We start from the raw sequence: 20329 nt of genomic DNA, 5'->3' as shown, positions 1-20329 counted from the left end.
CGCCTGCTGGAGATTGACAGCTTCATAAGCTGCCAACTGCACCGGACCAAAGCTGAATCGCAAGTTATGCAACATTTCTCTTCCACAGAGGGAAACAGAACTGTTTTTAACCAAATAAAAAAGTGCGGATGAAAACACCCACACTTACGTATATAAACAGAAAATGTTCACGTAAAACCTGCCAACTGCACTTTGCGTCAATCAGGTGAGAAGCGGGTGCTTCTTCTTTTCCTCAAACTGTATTCAATTACCTTAGATACTATATCACAAAGTATGATTTCGTGTCAAACGAATAACTTTTATCACAACGAAGAAAAGCATAACAAAATATATCTCTTTTTGCAATATGGTTTTGCTAATTTCTTTTAAAAAGAAATAAGTCCCAGTTTTTTTCAAGATTTAAAATATATAAACGAATTTATATATATCAACGAAAACCGCCCATATATCAACGAATTTTCCATTATATCAACGAAAATCACCATCTATCAACGAATCGTTAACAGAGTTTAAAATAGAAAAGGGCTGCAGACTGCGCAGCCCTTTCATACCTATATTAGCGTTTAACTTCAGCTTTTAAAGCTGAGATGAAATCTTCAAATGGAACTGTTTCTGATTTTTGCTCTCCATACTTGCGGACATTGACAGCTTTTTCAGTTACTTCATTGTCTCCGACTACAAGCATGTAAGGAGTTTTTTGCATTTGCGCTTCACGGATCTTATAGCCGATTTTTTCATTGCGGTCGTCAAGCTCAACGCGGAAGCCTTCTGCCTGAAGCTGCTCCTGTACTTGTTTTGCATAATCAAAATGCACATCAGGAGACACCGGAATGACCTGAACTTGAACAGGCGCTAGCCATGTTGGAAATGCTCCTTTGTATTCTTCAATCAGGAATGCCACAAATCGTTCCATTGTGGATACAACACCGCGGTGGATAACTACAGGGCGATGAGGCTTTCCATCTTCTCCTACATATGTTAAGTCGAAACGTTCAGGCAATAAGAAGTCAAGCTGGACAGTCGATAATGTCTCATCTTTGCCAAGGGCAGTTTTAACCTGAACATCCAATTTCGGGCCGTAAAAAGCTGCTTCGCCTTCTGCCTCAAAGTAATCCAGGCCAATTTCATCCATGGCTTCTTTCAGCATTGCCTGTGCCTTTTCCCACATTTCATCGTCATCGAAATATTTCTCAGTATCTTGAGGATCCCTGTAGGATAGACGGAATGAATAATCACTAATATCGAAGTCCTTATATACCTCTAGGGTCAAATGAACAACACGCTTGAATTCTTCCTTAATCTGGTCAGGACGTACAAAGATGTGCGCATCATTGAGAGTCATACCTCGCACGCGCTGAAGTCCTGATAGGGCTCCTGACATTTCATAGCGGTGCATTGTTCCAAGTTCTGCAATGCGGATAGGCAGCTCTCGGTAGCTGTGAATGCCGTTTTTGTAAATCATCATGTGATGCGGGCAATTCATCGGACGTAGAACCAGCTGTTCATTATCCATTTCCATCACAGGGAACATGTCCTCCTGATAATGGTCCCAGTGTCCGGAAGTTTTATAAAGATCTACACTTCCCATGATTGGAGTGTACACATGGTTATAACCTAATCTTTCTTCCTTATCAACAATATAGCGTTCGATGTTGCGGCGGATTGTTGCCCCTTTCGGCAGCCATAAAGGCAAACCTTGGCCAACCTTTTGAGAGTTCATGAACAGGTTAAGCTCTTTGCCGATTTTACGGTGATCACGCTCTTTTGCTTCCTCGAGCAAACGTAAATGTTCAGCCAGGTCTTCTTTTTTGAAAAAGGCTGTTCCATAAATACGCTGAAGCATTTTATTATCACTGTTGCCTCTCCAGTATGCACCGGCAATGCTTAATAATTTAAACTCTTTCAGCTTTCCTGTTGACGGAACGTGAACGCCTCGGCATAGGTCAAAAAACTCACCCTGCTCATAGATTGTTACTGTTTCATCTTCTGGAATGGCTTCAATCAGTTCAAGCTTATATTCATCACCAATTTCCTTATACATCTCGACAGCTTCATTACGGCTGACTTCTTTGCGGATGATATCAATATTTTCATTAATGATTTTTTTCATTTCTTTTTCAATTACAGGAAGGTCCTCCGGCGACAGGGATTCTTCCAGGTCTATGTCATAATAAAACCCGCCTTCAATAACTGGTCCGACACCTAGCTTTACATTTTTATATAAACGCTTTATCGCCTGCGCCATCAAGTGGGCAGTACTATGACGCAGAACCTCCAGCGCGTCGCTGCTGTCAGCTGTAACAATTTCAATAGCCCCATCCTTTTCAATTGGACGCCGAAGATCATACATTTCTCCATCCAGCTTACCGGCAATCGCTTTTTTCTTCAGGCCAGGGCTGATCGAAGCTGCGATATCTTCTGTTGTCGTTCCCTTTGGAAACTCCTTTACAGCACCATCTGGAAACGAAACTTTAACAACTTCAGACATGATATTTCCTCCTTTTTATGTTAGCGCAAGATATCTGAATTCAGAGTTCCTGCGTTTCAACCTGTTATAGATGGCCATGTTAATAACCTGAAACTCAGCCAAAAACAAAAAAACCCGCCCCTAAAAAAGGGACGAGTTATTATTAACACGTGGTTCCACCCTACTTCTCACTTTCCAATACGAAAAATGACTCTGTAGTAAGATAACGGTCTTTTACCGCCAGCCCATTTCCTGGCTGGAGTTCAGAGGCGGTAAGCATTCGAATCGTGTTAGGAAGGTTTCAGCCTTGCCTTCCCTCTCTTTGAACCGTATAAGAATACCCTTATCCTCATCGCAACTTTTGCTTGAATAACATAATATGTACGTTATTATAGTTTGTTATTTCAGGAAAATCAAGGGTATATCTTACATTTTTTCATCAGCTGCGAAAGGATAGATTCTTTTATTTTCGTAAAAGCCTGAAATAGAATCCAGTACAAGTCTTTCTTCGAATATATTGCGGATCGTTCTGACCAATGGCTGTTCATAGTCATCAGAATATAGATAAATGCACGATGGTGCAATGGAGAGAAGTGGCGCAATCGTTACGGAGTCCACATATACCGGATGATTGGATAAAAGTTTCCGGTCAATCATTCTTAGAAGCTCTCCCCGCTTTATTTCATAAAATTGCTCATCATAAAAATGAATGCCCTCATCCATAAGTACATGGATTGTATCCAGCTTTGCCTGCCTGCCTGATAAAAAATCTCTTAATGTTTGAATAAACATTTGGTATTCCTGCTCCATTTTATACTCATCGATGGATACTTCCACATATTTGGCCATTTGATCCATAAGCGGACGCATCCGAAACTTTACAAAGGAATCAAAAGAAAACGATATATTATTCTGAAACAGCTGATCGATTGCACTTTTCAAACTTTCCTTAACATCCACATCGCTTACAAATGCAGCTAGATCCTCACGGTTTCCTTCCAAAATGGAGCGGATAATTTCAAGAATTTGCTGCTGTTCACACTCATCTTCATAATAATAGTTTTCCATCAGGATTCTTCTAAACCAATCATCCTGCTTCCTGTTGACGATAAACTGGTAAAATACTTCTTTTACAGACTCCAAATCTTTTAGATTATTTTCAATAAGGATTTTAACTATATGTTGACCTTCAAATTGAAGAGTTTTTTTATCGGTTTGGTTAGAATACAGCAGCCGTTCATGAAGATGCTCATGAAAATTCATTGCATCTGTACTGCTTTGGAAAATGATTTCGATCAACCAAATCCCCCCTTTATACAAATCTCTGTTCTATGTATATGGAGAACCTGGCCAAATTAGAAGTCAGGTTTGTTCTTTTAACAATTTAATACAAGGAAAAATAGCATACAGAAGAAGCTGCCGGACATTTCACGGCAGCTTTCTTTGTTAAACTCTTCTGTTAGGGCCTTCCACAAGGACAGGATCTGCAAGGTATTTGATCCGCTCCATAATCCTTCTGGCCTTCATCTTTTCTTCTTCACCGCGCTGGCTGTAGGATAGATGATGCTCCAGCCCTTGGAAATCGAAGTTAGAGGTGAAAAAGGTAGGAAGGCTTTCCTGCATGCGGAACTGGAGAATTGGACCTAAAATTTCGTCCCTTGTCCAGCTTGACATCGTTTCGGCACCAATATCATCAAACATTAAAACCGGCGCTTTTTTAATTGTTTCAATCTTGCTATTTAAAGTATGGTCTCCAATTGAGTTCTTTAATTCCCTGAACAGCTCAGGGACATACACAATCATAGAGGAAACCTTTTTACTTGCCAGCTCATTGGCAATTGCTCCAAGCAAATAGGATTTACCGACACCGAACTTACCGTAAAAATAAATCCCCTTTTTCTTAGATCCTGGCTGATAGTCCATTACGAATGAAGCAGCTTTATCTACTGCCATGATACGATCGTCATCATCATAGACCGAGTCAAACGTGGCATGCAGAATATCAGTTGGGACATACAGACTCTGGATAAGCTTTTCATTTTTCCGCTTCTCATCATACATAACCTTGCGGGGGCATTTATCGTACTTCAAATCAATAATACCCATTTGAATAACAAGTTCAGGGTGATAGCCCTGCATAAAATTGATGCAGCCTTCAAGACTGGGGCATTTATTGCACTCCTTGCTTTGCTGTGTATATTCAAATAACTTGATCAGGCTTTTTTCAACCATTTCAGATGTCACTTCATCCTTATGGTCCCTCAAAAAAGCCTTTACCTCCGGGTGATTCAGCGTTTGATTACGCATCATTTCATACCTTTTTTGGAAGCCTTCATTGCCCGCAAGGCGCCTAAGTGTTTCATTGATCTTTTCCATCAATCAGTCACCTCCTGTGATCGAAGTTTTTTCAGTTTTTCTTTAAGCTCTCTTTTTTTCATTTCAAGTTCATCCTGATCCTTGCCGCTCTTATTCGGCTGGTCATCTGGTTTTTTACTGCTTGTTTCACTTTTATCATCAAACCAGTCAGGAAGCATTTCTGTCCTGATAGGCTGCTTTCTATTTGCTTTTTTATTAGGTGTTTTCTTTCCTTCTGCCCAGTCAAGATATTGGCGGTGCTCTTTTTTAGCTAAAAGCATGGCCTCCTGTGGGGTCTTGATCTTTTTTCTGGCCCAGTGACCCGCTATTTTTTCAACGTAGCCTTTGGTCAATTTCATATCTGTTTTTAGCATAACATATTGAATGAGTACATTAATTACCCCTGGCAAAAGCTTTTGCTGGAACATGACATCCTCAATTATTTGCAAGTCACTTTTTGATGGCTCTGCTCCTCCGGATATATCTTTTAAAAGCTCCCTAGGTGATGTGACTTCCAAATAACGGATCAATTCCTCTTCCTGCGTCTTTGGCTCATTTTTATGAGTTTGATGCACAGCAGGCTGTATCCGGTCAATAAGGGATGGAAGCTGATCCTGGTTTTGAAATTGATACCAATCGCGTGCAGATTTCCTTAATTCTTCAACATTAATCTCATTGTCGACATTTACAGCACTGATCACTATATTTTTCATTTGAATCGGGTCAATTCCATACAAAAAAGCAAGATTGCTGATGGATTCCTTTACTTTAGCTGTAAGGGCTTTTTTCGGAACAAGCGACTCATTCAGCCCTGCCTGAAGCAAATCAAAGTTAAAAGCTTCATTGGAGATCTGGATTCCCTCTTGTTCTTGTCTGCCTATATACCCCAGCCCCTTCGGCTCGTTCATAAGCTGCTCCATATCCCTGTCAACCTCAAAAGTGCCTGGATGCCCTGATTTATATACATCCTGAAAAGCTTTGGTTACTTCTTGATACCCTTGTTTTGGATGCACCTTTTGATCCGAAAAGAAGCGTTTCAGCCTCATAAATTGGTTTTTTCCCAATTTTTTGTAGAGATAAATATTTAACATGCCATCAAGGAAAAATTGTTCTGGTGTTAAAGGAGGGAGCAGCTCATATATAAATGAACGGGTATCATCTTCCTTGTTTACATATACCTTTAGAAGCCCAATTCCCTCCAGCTTGAGGCGAGCTTCATAAATTTCCTTAAGCCCCATGCCCATAAAATTCATCAAGCTGTGGTGTGAGTTGGAAGAAGACCAAAGCCGGTTTTCCTCCAGTTCAGCCCAGAGGGTCATATATAAGCTAAAACAAGTTGAACCAATAAGAGGCTGGTACAACAGTGTCAGCACTTTTCGGTCATATTCATGCAAAAGCCCGCTGGCGGCTACTGTGTATCTGTCAATTGGAAGCATTTCTTGCCAATGCTGGGCCATAACGATCACCTTTTTCCGTTCTATTATTATCTTGTTCGTCTTGTACCTGAATTAGTTAACTGCAGCTTGCCGGTTCCGGTAAGAGAGCGGCGTGCATATGTTTATTAGCTGCCATATTACGCTGGCCAGGTGGTTTTTTGTCGTTATTCCACTTGATTAACTACCATATTCCCTTTACCTGGTGGGCTTTCGTCTTTATTCCGCTCGATTAACTACCATATTCCCTTTACCTGGTGGACTTTCGTCGTTATTCCACTTGATTAACTACCATATTCCCTTTACCTGGTGGACTTTCGTCGTTATTCCACTTGATTAACTACCATATTCCCTTTACCTGGTGGACTTTCGTCGTTATTCAGCTCGATTAACTACCTTTTTCCCAATACCAGTTGGAATTTCGTCGTTAATCCGCTCAACTATCTACCTTTTCCCCAACACCAGATGATTTTGTCGCTAATATAAAGTCCCACTAAAAAATCCCTTGTCAGCACATATGTCGCAAAAAAAGAGCCAAAGAATATCCTTCAGCCCGTCATTCCTATTCAGCCAGAATCAGGGTGCAGTCAAACTATACCTGATTCGATTATGATTGTTCTTTTTTAATTAATTCTTTTAGTTCATCAATAAAAACGTTAATATCCTTGAATTGCCTGTAGACAGAGGCGAAACGCACGTATGCCACATCATCCACTTTCGCAAGCCTGTCCATGACCATTTCACCAATTTCATCGCTCTTTATTTCAGAAACACCGTTGCTTCTAAGCTCTTTCTCCACTTCAAAGGTAATTTCCTCAAGGTCCTTAAGTGCAACTGGCCGTTTTTCGCATGCTTTAATAAGGCCGCGCAGTATTTTTTCACGGCTGAACTCTTCCCTGGTTCCTTCTTTTTTAACAACAATAAGAGGAATTTCTTCAACTTTTTCAAAAGTAGTGAACCGGTATCCGCATTTTTCACATTCCCTTCTGCGGCGGATAGACCTGCTATCATCGACAGGGCGTGAATCGAGAACGCGGGTATTATTATTTTGGCATGAAGGGCATCTCATACAATCAGCTCCGAATCCATTTATATATTAAGAGGGCTTAAGTGCCTTGGGTTCTATTCCGATTTTTTTTGTTACTCTTATCTTATAAAAAAGGGGGAGACAGTACAAGTGCAACTATTTGTCTGCGTTTCTTGCAGCTCCAAGAAAATCATGTTTTTTATTTATCTTTTCGTAAATTGAAAGCACTTCTCTTTTAAGAATAGGGTGAACGCCTGACAAAGAGGATTGCTCTGTCGATAGATTAATATCTACTGCAGTTTCAAATGGCTTAACAGTAACAACGGTTACAATGGCAAAAAAGGTTTTGTCTTTCTTTATCTCTGCTGCAATCTCGCCATGTTCTTTTGAAGTGCTGACAATATGCACTTTGCGATCCGCTTTGAACAGTTCCTCAATTGTTTGCATTATTTGGGCAGTGTTCGTTCTATAATATCTCGTTGCCAGCTCAGGGTCGGAGTGATTTTCATGTGTTTCACACTGTTTTTTATAGCGATTGGCAAGCTGCCGAAAAATAGACATCCTCTTTCCTCCGTAAATTTTGTATGTATTCCTATTGTACTATTTTTTGCAAGGAAACCCTAATGGTTAAGCCAGGGTAATCAATATCGTTTTTCACAAAATAAAAAGAGGTGTAATGTATACACCTCTGGATTTGCCGATTATCATTCAGTTATTAAAGTACTTGAGCTTGTTTAACTTGAACTGGACCCATACCGCGAGGAATCTCGATATTCTCACGCGTTTGAGCTCCTAACGATTCTGCAATAAAGTCTGCAGCGATGTTAGGGTCAAGATCTCCACACGTATATACATCAATGCTGGCATAGCCATGCTCCGGGAAGCTGTGAATAGTTAAGTGAGATTCAGAGATTATGACTACTCCGCTTACACCCTGCGGCGCAAACTTGTGGAATGCAACCTCGCGAATTTCAGCACCTGATTTTAATGCTGCATTTACGAATGTCTGCTCAATAAAATCCATATCATTTAACTTTTCAAAATCGCATCCCCAAAGTTCTGAGATAACGTGACGACCCATAGTTTCCATATTCAAATTTCCCCCTTTAAACTTTTATGAAGCTATTAATTAATGAATTTCCAGATTTATACTGGTCTATAACTACCACGGGGGAAAGTTAGTCCAGAGAGGTCCTAACCCTTTAAGTAGCTACCGTACCAAAACTCGGAGAAGTTCACGAGGATTAGTATACTTCGTTTGTTTTCTTTTTGCAACACATTGTTCTACATTTTTTTCGCAAATTTATTATATAGGTTCGTCCATCGGCTTTAATGTAAATAATCGTTTTTGACAGAAGTTTTTCCAGAACAAAAATAGCCTGCCGGGGTAGGCAGGCATAAAGGGTATGGGTATTATTTTATAAAAAGAGATTGCTATAGTTTAACCAACTTTTACAGCAGATGCTTGGAAAAGCTCTTGGGCTACATATTTAGTTAAGTCGACAACCCGGCATGAATAGCCCCATTCATTATCATACCATGCCAATACTTTCACCTTATTTGTGCCGATTACCATTGTGGATAATCCATCGATAATGGCTGAATGTTCATTTGTATTAAAATCAATTGAAACTAATGGCTCATCTGTAATATCAAGAATTCCATTCAGCGATCCTTGTGAAGCAGTCTCAAAAGCTGAATTAACTTCTTCAATTGTAACATCGCGCTTAAGGTCTACCACCAAATCCACTAAAGATACGTTTGGAGTTGGAACACGCAATGCCATACCATGCAATTTGCCTTTTAAATGAGGCAATACAAGTGACAAAGCTTTGGCAGCTCCTGTTGACGTTGGAATGATGGATTGGCCGCAAGCACGTGCGCGGCGAGATCCTTGTGCGGGTTATCAATATTCTTTTGGTCATTTGTATATGCATGAACTGTTGTCATAAGTCCATTTTCAATGCCAAATTGCTCATCTAGAACCTTTGCAACAGGTGCAAGACAGTTCGTGGTACATGAAGCATTTGAAATGACATCATGCTCATTTATATTTAATGCGCTTTCATTTACGCCCATAACAATCGTAACATCTTCATTCTTTCCAGGCGCAGTAAGAATAACCTTTTTAGCTCCAGCTTCAAGGTGAAGACTTGCTTTATCGCGTGAATTGAATTTCCCAGTTGCTTCAATTACGATATCGATATTCATTTCTCTCCAAGGAAGCTCCTCAGGATTACGGTTGCTGACAAGCTGAACTCTTTTGCCGTTTACAACAATGGCATTGTTTTCAGGGACAACATTTCCTTCGAATTGCCCATGGTTTGTATCATATTTAATTAAGTGCGCCAAAGTTTCAGCAGGATAACTTGCATTTATGGCAACAACTTCAAGATTATCTTCCAGGATGGCTTTTCTAAAAACCATACGTCCAATTCTTCCAAAACCGTTAATCGCTATTCTCGCCTTCATGTTACGGCCCCTTCCGCATTAATGTTATACTTTTATTACCCTAAGATGTAATTAGTATAACATATTAATGGTCATTTGTGATGAATAAAATGCGGATTTTTTAATGTTTAACAATTCAGAAATGTTTTAATCAAGTAAAAGGCATAATCAATGCTTTTTATAATAATATTTTATCCTAAAAAATTAGCCTTATATTTTATTTTGTCATACTATTAAGCTTACTGAATAACAAAAAAGAGCCTTTTCAGGCCCTTAACTAACGTTCCACCTTTTTAAAATATTCCATAATTGTTTCTCTGTTTCTTCAATACTCCCGTTATTGTCGATCACAGCATCCGCCAGGACCTTTTTATCTTTTAAAGGCATTTGTGAGCGGATCCTCGCGATGGCTTCATCCCTTGAAAGCTTATTTCTGGCCATGAGCCTCTGGAGCTGCGTGTCTTCATTCACATATACCAATAAAGTCTTATCAGCCATATATGTTAACTTACTCTCAAATAACAGCGGAATATCAAGGATCACCAATTTTTCACTTCTCCTGATTGCTTTTTCTTTCTTTGCCAACATTCTTTTGCGGACTGCGGGATGGACAATGCTATTTAATTTCATCCGCTCCCTCTCATCATGAAAAATGATGGAGCCAAGCTTTCCACGATCTATTGAACCATCCTCAAGCAGAATAAGATCCCCGAAGTGACGGATAATTTCCTTGTATGCTTCCTCTCCTTTTTCAACAGCTAATCTGGCTTCCACATCTGCGTCAATTACAGTGATACCTTTTTCGATTAAGATGGCCGAAACGGTGCTTTTACCGCTTGCAATACCACCTGTCAGTCCTATGGTTAATGACATAGCTTGTTCCTTTCAAGGTCTTTTTAAATTTTCCAGATGCCAATTACGATTAAAATAATGCCGGGTATAAATGAGAACTTATGGACCCATCCGCACTTGGAAAAAAGAGATCCAACCTGCATTCCCATAAACACAAACAAAGAGCTCATTAAGGCAACTGTCAAAGCCAAGTAATATGGCGAATATCCCAGCATGGCCGCACCGATTCCAGCTCCAAAGGCATCCAGGGATAAAGCAAGCCCCAGCATGAGCGCTTCAACACCAGTAATTGCACCAGATTTATCAAAATCGGCAGACATCGGCTTTTTCAGGATATTAATAACAAGGCCCAGTGATTTAATTTCAAAATTTACAATTGTCTTTTCATGAGGAAGAACATCCTTAACCTTTTCAGGCCTGAAAAATTGATAAAGAACCCAGGCACCCAGAATGATAAGAATGATTCCTCCCATACTTTCAGCAAAAGCCGGCGATAAAAAGGCCTCTATGAGATGGCCAATTGTCATTGCAGCCATTAGCGTAATTGCTGAACAGCAAGCGATTATGCTGATCGATTTAAATGGTATATTCATTTTTCTCAAACCATATGTTAAACCGACACTAAAACTGTCAAGACTGACAGCAAAAGCAAGTATTAAAAGTGAGAATGCATGCACCATTGAATAGAGCTCCTTCCTGTCAATCGCTACGATAGTATATGGAAGAAGCCCATCCAATGTTATTAGAAATGCGTAAGTGCCTCAGGAACAAGCAAGCCCGCTTGTTCCTGCTGAGTTTCAAGACGCTTTCCATAGTGCTCTCCCTGACAAGCAAAGACGAGCCTTAAAGAAAGGTGGTCTTTACCTTTATGGGAGGGTTGGCTTGTGGCCTTGAGGGGACAGGCACCGGTGCAGTACAGCCAAGCAGACTGTCCGCCCATTCTGCGCATTAGTTAATATCAGGCTAGAATTTCATTAGTCTTTTTTCTGGCAGGATGGACAAAAAACTGTACCCCGGCCTCCTGTCACGATCCTTTCTAAAGTATTTCCACAGACTTTACACTCTTCTCCTTTTCGGCCGTATACATAAAGCTCCAGCTGGAACATGCCGATTTGCCCTTGGGAGTTTATATAGGAACGAATCGTGCTCCCGCCCTTTTCTACCGCTTCCTTAAGAGTGTCGGAAATTTCCTTGTGGAGCGTTTCCAATTCATCTCTCGATAAGCTTTTTGCCAGTCTTTCGGGATGTATACGGGAACGGAATAAAGCTTCATCAACATAAATGTTTCCAAGGCCGACGATTGTTTTCTGATCAAGAAGCGCAGTTTTGATATTTCTAGTCGTCTTTGCCAGCCTTGCAGCGAGCTCATCCGCTGTGAAATCTTCGGCAAATGGCTCCGGTCCCAGATGGGAAAGCGGAAGGGTGCTCAATTCATCGCCTTTTGCATATAAGTGCATCGTCCCAAACTTGCGGACGTCTTTATAGCGAAGCTCTGTTCCATCTGTAAAATGAAATATAACATGTGTATGTTTTTCAACGGGCTCGTCTCGCGAAAAAAGACCGTATCTTCCTTCCATTCTTAAATGGGAGACAAGCGCGTAATGATCTGTATAGAGAATCAAAAACTTGCCTCTCCTGCCTATTTCCCGAAAGGTTTGACCGGCTAAAGCATCCTGAAATTGGGAGACTTCGTCCGGATGCTTAACCATTTTTGGCCAGAAAACAGATACATGGGCAATTGTTCTATTAACCACCAATTCCTGGAGTGTCCTTCTGACCGTTTCAACCTCAGGAAGTTCAGGCATATAAATCCCTCCATTTCGTAAAGCGCAGTGCGCATTATAAGTATGTTCTTTTAAAACAAAAAATTTTAGATGGAAACCTCTATGGCAGACCTAAAAATTATTTTGCATCAAACCATGTCGGGCCATAAGAGTAATCAACCTTCAATGGAACCATCAGCTCAACAGCATTTTCCATTACTTCAGGCACGATCTTTTTAAGGGTTTCTATTTCTTCTTCCGGTGCTTCAAAGATCAATTCATCGTGGACCTGCAGCAATAAGCGCGCTTTAATACCTTCATCCAGCAGACGGTCTGCCATGTCAATCATTGCTTTTTTTATAATATCTGCAGCGCTTCCCTGGATTGGTGTGTTCATTGCCGTCCGCTCTGCAAAGCTGCGCAGGTTAAAGTTACGGCTGGTGATTTCAGGCAAGTACCTTCTCCTGTGAAGGAGGGTAGATACATATCCCTTTTGCTTTGCTTCGTGTATGATATCGTCCATATATTGCCTTACCCCTGGATAACTTTCAAGATAGCGGTCAATAAATTTCCCGGCTTCCTTCCGTGTGATGCCCAGGCTTTGCGAAAGGCCATACTCGCTTATCCCATATACAATCCCAAAGTTAACGGCCTTTGCATGGCGGCGCATATTGGAGGTTACTTCATCATCACTGACATGGAATACTTCCATTGCCGTCTTCGTATGAATGTCCATATCTTCATTAAAGGCTTCAATAAGCTTTTCATCGTTTGCGATATGGGCAAGTACTCGCAGCTCAATTTGCGAATAGTCTGCTGCAAATATGACCCAGCCTTTTTCTGAAGGAACGAAAGCCTGCCTGATTTTTCTGCCCTCCTCCAGACGAATCGGGATGTTTTGCAGGTTCGGATCTGTAGAGCTTAATCTTCCTGTTTGTGTAAGAGCCTGATTAAATCTTGTATGAATCTTGCCTGTTTCCTTATTCACAACCTTCAGCAGGCCCTCAATATATGTGGATTGCAGCTTGCCAAGCTGGCGGTAATGCAGGATATCCCGGATAATTTCATGTTCACTTTCCAGCTTTTCAAGGACATCAGCGGAAGTTGAGTATCCTGTTTTTGTTTTCTTCATAACGGGCAGACCCAATTTTTCAAAAAGAATAACGCCCAGCTGCTTAGGAGAATTAATGTTAAAGGCCTCTCCTGCAAGCTCGTGTATTCGCTTTTCAATTTCATCCAATTTAGAAAGCAGATCTTGCCCCATTGCTTTCAGCCGCTCAAGATCAACCTTAATCCCAGATGATTCCATATCAGCCAAAATTAAGGACAATGGCATTTCCAGATCATAAAACAGCTCTGCCTGCTGGTTTTCCTTCAGTTCGCTATCCAGCTTTTCCTTTAACGCCAGCAATGCTGCAGCCTTCCTGGCCAAATGCCCCGCAAGTTCCTTTTCTTCCGGTATTCTTCTTTTGGCTCCCTTTCCATAAAAAGCGTCATCAGATTGAACCGCCGTATACCCATGGTTTTTAGCAACTGAAGCAATGTCTTCAATTGTTTGGGAAGGATTAATCAAATATGAGGCAATATATAGGTCAAAATCTGCGCCTTTTAGATGGATGCCGTGATGGCGAAGGGAAACTTCAGACCGTTTTGCGTCATACACCGTTTTCTTTTTTGTGTCATCCTCAGCCCACTTTTTAAAAACTTCCGACTCCAGAGCCTTATCTTTAGCAATAAAAAAATTGCCCTTTTCATTGGCAATAGAAAAACCAATGATATCCGCATAATGATAATTATCTTCAAGAACTTCAACGTAAAAAGCATTTTCTTCTAAAAAAATCTCTTCGTTAATTTCTTCTTCAATCGTAAATTCGATTTCTTCTAGATTCTCTTCCACTGCTTCTGTATCACCGCCAAGCTTTTCAAGCAGAGAGTTAAAGCCGAGCTCTTTAAAAATGCCAATAACCTTCTCCTTTTCATACCCTCCGTACTCTGCATCATCAATTTTCACTTCTATTGGTGCCTCTCTTGTGATCGTTGCAAGCTCTTTGCTCATCAAGGCTTGCTCTTTGAACTCTTCCAGCTTTTCCTTCAGCTTTTTTCCGCTGACCTTGTCGATTGAATCTAATAACTCTTCAAGTGTTCCAAATTCCTTCAGCAACTTAAGCGCCGTTTTTTCACCAACTCCCGGCACTCCAGGAATATTATCAGAACTATCCCCCATAAGACCTTTCATATCAATAATCCGTTCAGCAGTAATTCCATACTTTTCTTCAATATGGGCTGGTGTATATTCCTCGATATCCGTTATGCCTTTTCTTGTTATGCTGACAGTAACAGCATCTGAACTAAGCTGTGTCAAATCCTTGTCTCCGGAAATTACTTTTACTTCATAACCGTCTTTTTCAGCCTGAAGCGACAATGTGCCGATAATATCATCTGCTTCATAGTTTTCCAGCTCATACCTTGAAATTCCGTAAGCATCAAGGAGCTCTCGGATATAAGGAAATTGCTCTGAAAGCTCCGGTGGCGTTTTTTGCCTTCCTCCTTTATATTCACTGAATGTTTTATGGCGGAAGGTTGTTTTGCCAGCGTCAAATGCAACCAGCAAATGAGTAGGCTTTTCATCTTCCAGAATTCTCTGCAGCATCATTGTAAATCCGTAAACTGCATTCGTATGTATTCCTTTATCATTGTTTAAAAGCGGCAATGCGAAAAATGCACGATAAGCGATGCTGTTGCCATCTATCAGAACCAGCTTCTTTTTATCCAATAAGGTCTCCTCCTCTTAAAAAACGAAATGCTATAAGATAAAATACCCTGGTAAAGCCTAAGGTATCAGCTTTATAACATAATAAAAACCGTTATTTTCCTTTATTCTATCATGAGCAGATAGAGAAAGAAAAATAACGGCCCTGCATTAAGAAACCCTATTTTTATCTATTTATTCTGTATAGCCCATTAGCAAACGGGCATATGGTGAATCAGACGGAAGAACAATAACGGTCTCTCCATTGATCGTCTTTTTATAAGACTCAAGGGTACGGAATAACGAGTAGAAGCTAGGATCTTTTGAGAAAGCTTCATTATATACCTTCGCAGCTCCCGCCTCCCCTTCAGCACGAATCTCTTCAGCATCTGCCTGGGCCTTTGCAAGGATTTCCCTTACATCTCTGTCAGTTTTTGCAATAATGATATTCTTTTGTGCATCACCCTTTGAGAGATATTCCTGAGCCGTTGATTGACGTTCCGAAATCATCCTCGTATAAACGGATTGTTCATTTTCAGCCGGTAAATCTGTCCGCTTAATCCTGACATCAGTAACTGTGATTCCATAATTATCTTTCGCAAGCAATTCGTTAACCTTAGCAGTAATTTGGTCATTTAACGATCCTCTTGAAGATTTTTCGTCATTTATAATTTCATCGTAATTAAGCCGGCCCAATTCGGAGCGGGTAACAGAGTATATGAACTCTTCCATTCTGGCTTCCGCACCCTCTAATGTTCTCGCATTCGCAATCAATTTCTTGGGATTTTCAATTCTCCATACAGCATAATTATCGATAATCATTACTTTTTTATCCCTTGTGTTAATTTCAGCTTCAGATACATCATAAGTCATCTGGTATTTTGGAAGCGTTGTAACACTTTGAATAAACGGTATTTTATAAGATAGGCCCGGTTCACTTTCAATTCTGACAACCTCTCCAAATTGGCGGATAACCTTATACTCGCCTTCCTTCACGATAAAAAGGTTGCTAAAAAGAATGGCCAATGCGGCAATGATGATGACCAGGAGAATTCCAATCTTTGTATAATCTCTCCATTTAAAGCTCCCGCCGCGCTCATTTATATTAACCACATTCTGATCACTCATTATCCGAACCTCCATCCTCTTTCGGCTTGGCCTGTTCTTTTTCAAGAGGCCGAATCGGGAAGTATTTCAACGTATTTCCGTCATCATTCATAATATATATTTCCGCACCAGGAAGTACTTGTTCGAGTGTTTCGAGTACAAGACGCTCTTTTGTAATATCCGGATTATTTTTGTATTCTCCATATAATTTATTAAAAACTGCTACATCTCCCCGCGCTCTTTCCAGACGGGCTGCCTTTTCCCCTTCTGCTTTGGAAATGAGGGCATCCTTCTCCCCCTCTGCTTCGTTCATTCTCTGGTTCTTATACTTTTCTGCTTCATTAAGTTTAGTGTTGGCTGTCTCTCTGGCGTCTGTTACATCGGTAAACGCCTTTCTCACATCTTCATTCGGCAGTTCAACATCCTGAAGCTTAACGGCCAGCACGGAAATTCCAATATCATACTTATTTACTAAGGAGGTCAGCAGCTCCCTTACTTCAGCCTCTATTTCCGCTTTTCCGGAAGTTAAAGCATCATCAATTTTAGAGCTTCCTATAATACTTCTCAACGATGCTGAAGTAGAATCATAAAGTATTTCTTTCGGGTCTTCAGCATTGTAAAGATATTTCTCAGGATCTGTTATTTTCCATTGAACAACCAGATCTGCAAGAACAATATTTTCGTCCCCTGTAATCATTTTCGTTTCTTCTGGAAAATCCTTTATTTCCCCATCCTTTTCTTCATAGCCAAATTGCAGGGAAAAAGTCTCTTTCGAAAGCTTCTCTACACTTTGGATAGGCCATGGCAATTTAAAATGAAGTCCTGGTTCCGTAATACCCTCTTCGACTTTACCAAACGTTAAAATAACGGCCTGATCTGATTCATCGACCGTGTACCATGTGGTAAAAGCCACGATACTTAAAATTACAATTGCCAGAACGAGGCCCGCAATGATATAAATTCTTTTTAGGCTGACCATTTCCTCTCCCCTTTCCCTCTTCTTATTTCTATAACTCTTCATACGCTTTAATTACGAAAAGGTTTCAGAAATATGCCAAAAATGGAGAGGGGATGTGCTTATTCGAAGAAATGGACAAGTGATAACCATTCGTTTCTGATAAAGAAATACAAATAAAGCAAAAAAACAAGAAAGGCGAAAGCGGGGTCAGCTTTCGCCTTTCTCTATGGCTCCTTGGATGAAGGGGTTTAACAATTAAAATTTTAACAACACAATGTAAAGGGAACATAAATCGGTTGTAAAAATAATGTAAAGTTAACATTTCCACTTCATCCAATTATTCTCATTTATCTATTGAATTTTTTAGGCAGTTCAATGGTAAAGGATGTTCCTTTACCAACTTCACTTTTCACCGTAATGGAGCCCTTATGTGCTTCAACTAGATGTTTTACTATCGCAAGGCCAAGTCCTGTTCCACCGGAATTCCTGCTCCTAGCTTTATCGACCCGATAAAAACGTTCGAAGATGCGCGGGATTTCTTTTGCTTCAATTCCTATTCCTGTATCCGCTATTTCAATTAGCACAGCGGTTTCGGTCTCTTGTAAACAAATATAAATGCTCCCTTGATTTGGAGTATAGGAGATCGCATTAGATATTATGTTAATGAATACCTGCTTTAACCGATGCACATCTCCCTCAATGTAGATTGGCTTCTCTTCCCTCTTATACTCAAAAACAATATCCTTTTCTGCAGCTTTTCCCTTCGTTATGGCTAATACTTCATCAAGTGCAACAGTTAAGTCCATTGGCTGAAACGACAAGCTGAATCCCTGCTGCTCAATTTTGGATAAGTCCAGTAAATCTTGAATGAGGGACTGCAGCCGGTCGCTTTCCTTCAATATAATATTCAGGAAATCATTGAGAGCGTGTTTATCCTCCATAGCCCCATCCAATAATGTTTCTGAAAAGCCTTTGATTGAAGTAATAGGTGTTTTCAGCTCATGGGAAACATTCGCTACAAAATCCTTCCTGATCTGCTCAAGCCTTTTTAGCTCTGTAATATCATGAAAAACCAGCAATATTCCCTTCCATTCATCATTCGTTCCGATAATTGGCACACCGTAAACTTCAAAATAGCGTCTTTCTATATTTACTGGTATGACCAGCTGTCTTTTCACTTTTTGCTCGGTCATGAATATCTCTTCAATCATATCCGTAATGCCTTTATGTTCAATCACTTCATAATAGAGTTTATATAAATATTCAGAGGAGTTTACATTAAAAACCTCTTTGTATGGACGATTAATTAAATTTATATAACCCCGGCTGTCAATCAGAATTAAGCTGCTGCCCATATTTTCAATTAAAGCCCCAAGCCGGTCCTGCTGCATTTCTTGTGATTTAACCATTTCCTGAAGGTTTCTGGCCAATACATTAATAGAAGTGCTGAGCATACCCGTTTCGTCTGCTTGATCTTCATAGGTCCTTGCCCGATAATTCCCTTTTGCAAGTTCAATTGCGACCTTAGTCGCTGACTCGATCGGCTTGGTATAGCGTGCTGTTATCCGAGTCCCCAGCATAATGATGACAAAAAGAGATAGCCCGAGACTGATGGTCAAAATCCACCAAATTTGCTGATAGGCCTTTTGGGTTTCTGTCATTTTTGTGCTTAGAAATATGTATCCTGCCTGTTCCCCATTTGCCAATAATGGCTGCCAATAATAATGCAAATTATATCCACCGGCAACTTCCCAGCCTGTTTGATCATTCTCTTCTTTCTTTAAAATCTCAAAAATAATCTCCTGATGCCTGCTTTGTGTAGTTGCACTTTTATTGCTGCTATCAAACAAGATCCTTCCCTGTTTATCAGAAGCCGTTACACGTACATCAAGAATGTCACTAAATTCATTGACTTTATCAATGGTTAGGGACTGAATCCCACCATTATCGACTATATAGCTGGAAATCATTTCAGTTTCTTTTTTTAACCGTTCATCAAAAGCCTTCAAATAATAGCTTTTAAAAAGCTGGCCCAAAAGAAGTCCCACTCCAATTAAGACGGCAAATATTAAAGTGAGCAATGCAAAAAGCAGCCGTGTCCGGAACCTGGTCATTCTCCTTTAGGCTCCTCCAGCTTGTAGCCTAAACCTCGGATCGTCTTAATATAAACTGGTTTCTTAGTATTTTTTTCGATTTTCTCTCTTAAATGGCTTATATGTACATCAACAATTCTTGTGTCTCCGGCAAAGTCGTAATTCCAGACTGCGCTTAATAGCTGGTCTCTTGTGAGAACACGCCCTTTATTTTTAGCAAGATAGAGAAGCAATTCAAACTCTTTCGGAGTTAGTTCAAGGAGCTCTTCTGCAAAATATGCTTCATAGTGATCAGGAAATATTTTCAATCCCCCAATTTGGAATGAATCAGTATCTTCTGGATTTTCCTCAGGTGGCTCAGGCACGAATTGAGTTCTCCGCAAAATTGCTTTAACTCTCGCAACAACTTCACGCGGACTGAACGGCTTTGTCATATAATCATCCGCACCCAGTTCAAGGCCAAGCACTTTATCAAATTCATCATCTTTGGCTGTTAACATCAAAATGGGCGTGGAAACTTTTTGCTGTCTAAGCTGCTTACAAACTTCAATGCCATCAAGCTTCGGCAGCATAAGATCCAATACAATAAGATCCGGCTTCTCTAAAACTGCCAGATCCTTTCCCTCCTGGCCATCCATTGCAGTGATAACCTCATACCCCGCCTGCTGCAAATTATACTGCAGTAAAGTTACGATTGATTGTTCGTCATCTACAACAAGAATCTTTTTGTCCATAAAATCCTCCGATTGAATGTATTACCCCTTTAAAAGCTTTAACTGAATCAGTTCGAGTTCCGAATCTGCCAGCTATATTATAGGCTCTGTTAAATTTGCCTGTTGATTTCCGCTCCAGGCACTCAGCGAACAGCGGGCGGTCTGACGCTCCTCGACGCATTCGCGCCTGCGGGGTCTCCCGTTAACACGCTTCTCCCGCAGGACTTTGAATAAGCTTCCTTGCATAAACACCGCACGAAGGAAATGCGAATGCATTTTCGAGGAGCTCGTGCCTTACGCTCCAATCAACAGGGTGCAAAAAATCAACATTGAGCTTTAACACAGCCTTATTATAAGAAAG

At 40.4% G+C, this 20329-nt stretch carries 15 protein-coding genes, 1 pseudogene and 2 other annotated features; all 16 genes and pseudogenes read right to left on the bottom strand.

Going from position 1 to position 20329, the window contains the following annotated elements; translation table 11 throughout:
- Positions 1–110: 110 nt before the first annotated feature.
- Positions 111–234 (bottom strand) — a sequence feature (ribosomal protein L20 leader region).
- A 322-nt stretch (positions 235–556) separates the two neighbouring features.
- The 16 genes and pseudogenes from thrS to AC3ZVC_RS09655 all read right to left on the bottom strand — a co-directional run bounded on the left by thrS (position 557) and on the right by AC3ZVC_RS09655 (position 19989).
- Complete coding sequence (gene thrS, locus AC3ZVC_RS09730) at positions 557–2488, bottom strand: threonine--tRNA ligase (protein ID WP_490068150.1); 1932 nt, start codon at positions 2486–2488, stop codon at positions 557–559.
- Positions 2489–2612: 124 nt separating this feature from the next.
- Positions 2613–2832: a binding site (T-box leader), on the bottom strand.
- A gap of 61 nt (positions 2833–2893) precedes the next feature.
- Positions 2894–3766, bottom strand: a complete 873-nt coding sequence (gene ytxC / locus AC3ZVC_RS09725) for a putative sporulation protein YtxC (RefSeq protein ID WP_490068148.1) — start codon at positions 3764–3766, stop codon at positions 2894–2896.
- 147 nt (positions 3767–3913) lie between these two features.
- Entirely contained in the window at positions 3914–4843 is a 930-nt protein-coding gene (gene dnaI, locus AC3ZVC_RS09720; protein WP_490068877.1) for a primosomal protein DnaI, read from the bottom strand.
- Positions 4843–6279: a replication initiation and membrane attachment family protein gene (locus AC3ZVC_RS09715; RefSeq protein ID WP_490068147.1), complete on the bottom strand. Its 1437-nt coding sequence runs from the start codon at positions 6277–6279 to the stop codon at positions 4843–4845. Before AC3ZVC_RS09715 ends, dnaI begins: the two co-directional genes overlap by 1 nt.
- Positions 6280–6862: 583 nt before the next feature.
- On the bottom strand, positions 6863–7324 hold the full coding sequence (gene nrdR, locus AC3ZVC_RS09710; RefSeq protein ID WP_110066250.1) for a transcriptional regulator NrdR: 462 nt from the start codon (positions 7322–7324) through the stop codon (positions 6863–6865).
- A 114-nt stretch (positions 7325–7438) separates the two neighbouring features.
- Complete coding sequence (locus tag AC3ZVC_RS09705) at positions 7439–7843, bottom strand: hypothetical protein (RefSeq protein ID WP_490068145.1); 405 nt, start codon at positions 7841–7843, stop codon at positions 7439–7441.
- A gap of 154 nt (positions 7844–7997) precedes the next feature.
- On the bottom strand, positions 7998–8372 hold the full coding sequence (gene speD, locus AC3ZVC_RS09700) for an adenosylmethionine decarboxylase (protein ID WP_009333223.1): 375 nt from the start codon (positions 8370–8372) through the stop codon (positions 7998–8000).
- 351 nt (positions 8373–8723) lie between these two features.
- Positions 8724–9754: pseudogene (locus AC3ZVC_RS09695) on the bottom strand (glyceraldehyde-3-phosphate dehydrogenase).
- Between the two features lie 252 nt (positions 9755–10006).
- A complete protein-coding gene (gene coaE, locus AC3ZVC_RS09690) occupies positions 10007–10606 on the bottom strand; it encodes a dephospho-CoA kinase (protein WP_490068143.1) in 600 nt (199 codons plus the stop codon).
- Between the two features lie 23 nt (positions 10607–10629).
- Positions 10630–11265, bottom strand: coding sequence for a sporulation membrane protein YtaF (gene ytaF, locus AC3ZVC_RS09685; RefSeq protein WP_110066254.1), 636 nt, complete (start codon positions 11263–11265; stop codon positions 10630–10632).
- Positions 11266–11559: 294 nt separating this feature from the next.
- On the bottom strand, positions 11560–12390 hold the full coding sequence (mutM, locus tag AC3ZVC_RS09680) for a DNA-formamidopyrimidine glycosylase (protein WP_490068140.1): 831 nt from the start codon (positions 12388–12390) through the stop codon (positions 11560–11562).
- A 97-nt stretch (positions 12391–12487) separates the two neighbouring features.
- Positions 12488–15121 carry a DNA polymerase I gene (polA, locus tag AC3ZVC_RS09675; protein ID WP_490068139.1) on the bottom strand — a complete coding sequence of 878 codons (2634 nt, stop codon included), beginning with the start codon at positions 15119–15121 and terminating at the stop codon, positions 12488–12490.
- 171 nt (positions 15122–15292) lie between these two features.
- Positions 15293–16225, bottom strand: coding sequence for a protease modulator HflC (gene hflC / locus AC3ZVC_RS09670; RefSeq protein WP_490068138.1), 933 nt, complete (start codon positions 16223–16225; stop codon positions 15293–15295).
- A complete protein-coding gene (gene hflK / locus AC3ZVC_RS09665; protein ID WP_490068137.1) occupies positions 16218–17183 on the bottom strand; it encodes an FtsH protease activity modulator HflK in 966 nt (321 codons plus the stop codon). Before hflK ends, hflC begins: the two co-directional genes overlap by 8 nt.
- Positions 17184–17509: 326 nt before the next feature.
- Positions 17510–19276: a two-component system histidine kinase PnpS gene (pnpS, locus tag AC3ZVC_RS09660; protein ID WP_490068136.1), complete on the bottom strand. Its 1767-nt coding sequence runs from the start codon at positions 19274–19276 to the stop codon at positions 17510–17512.
- Positions 19273–19989, bottom strand: a complete 717-nt coding sequence (locus AC3ZVC_RS09655; protein WP_490068134.1) for a response regulator transcription factor — start codon at positions 19987–19989, stop codon at positions 19273–19275. Before AC3ZVC_RS09655 ends, pnpS begins: the two co-directional genes overlap by 4 nt.
- Positions 19990–20329: the final 340 nt, after the last annotated feature.

This window comes from Cytobacillus sp. C11.1 (assembly GCF_058145115.1).
Note: the sequence above shows the minus strand (reverse complement) of the source record. Positions and strands in the feature narration are given on the sequence as shown.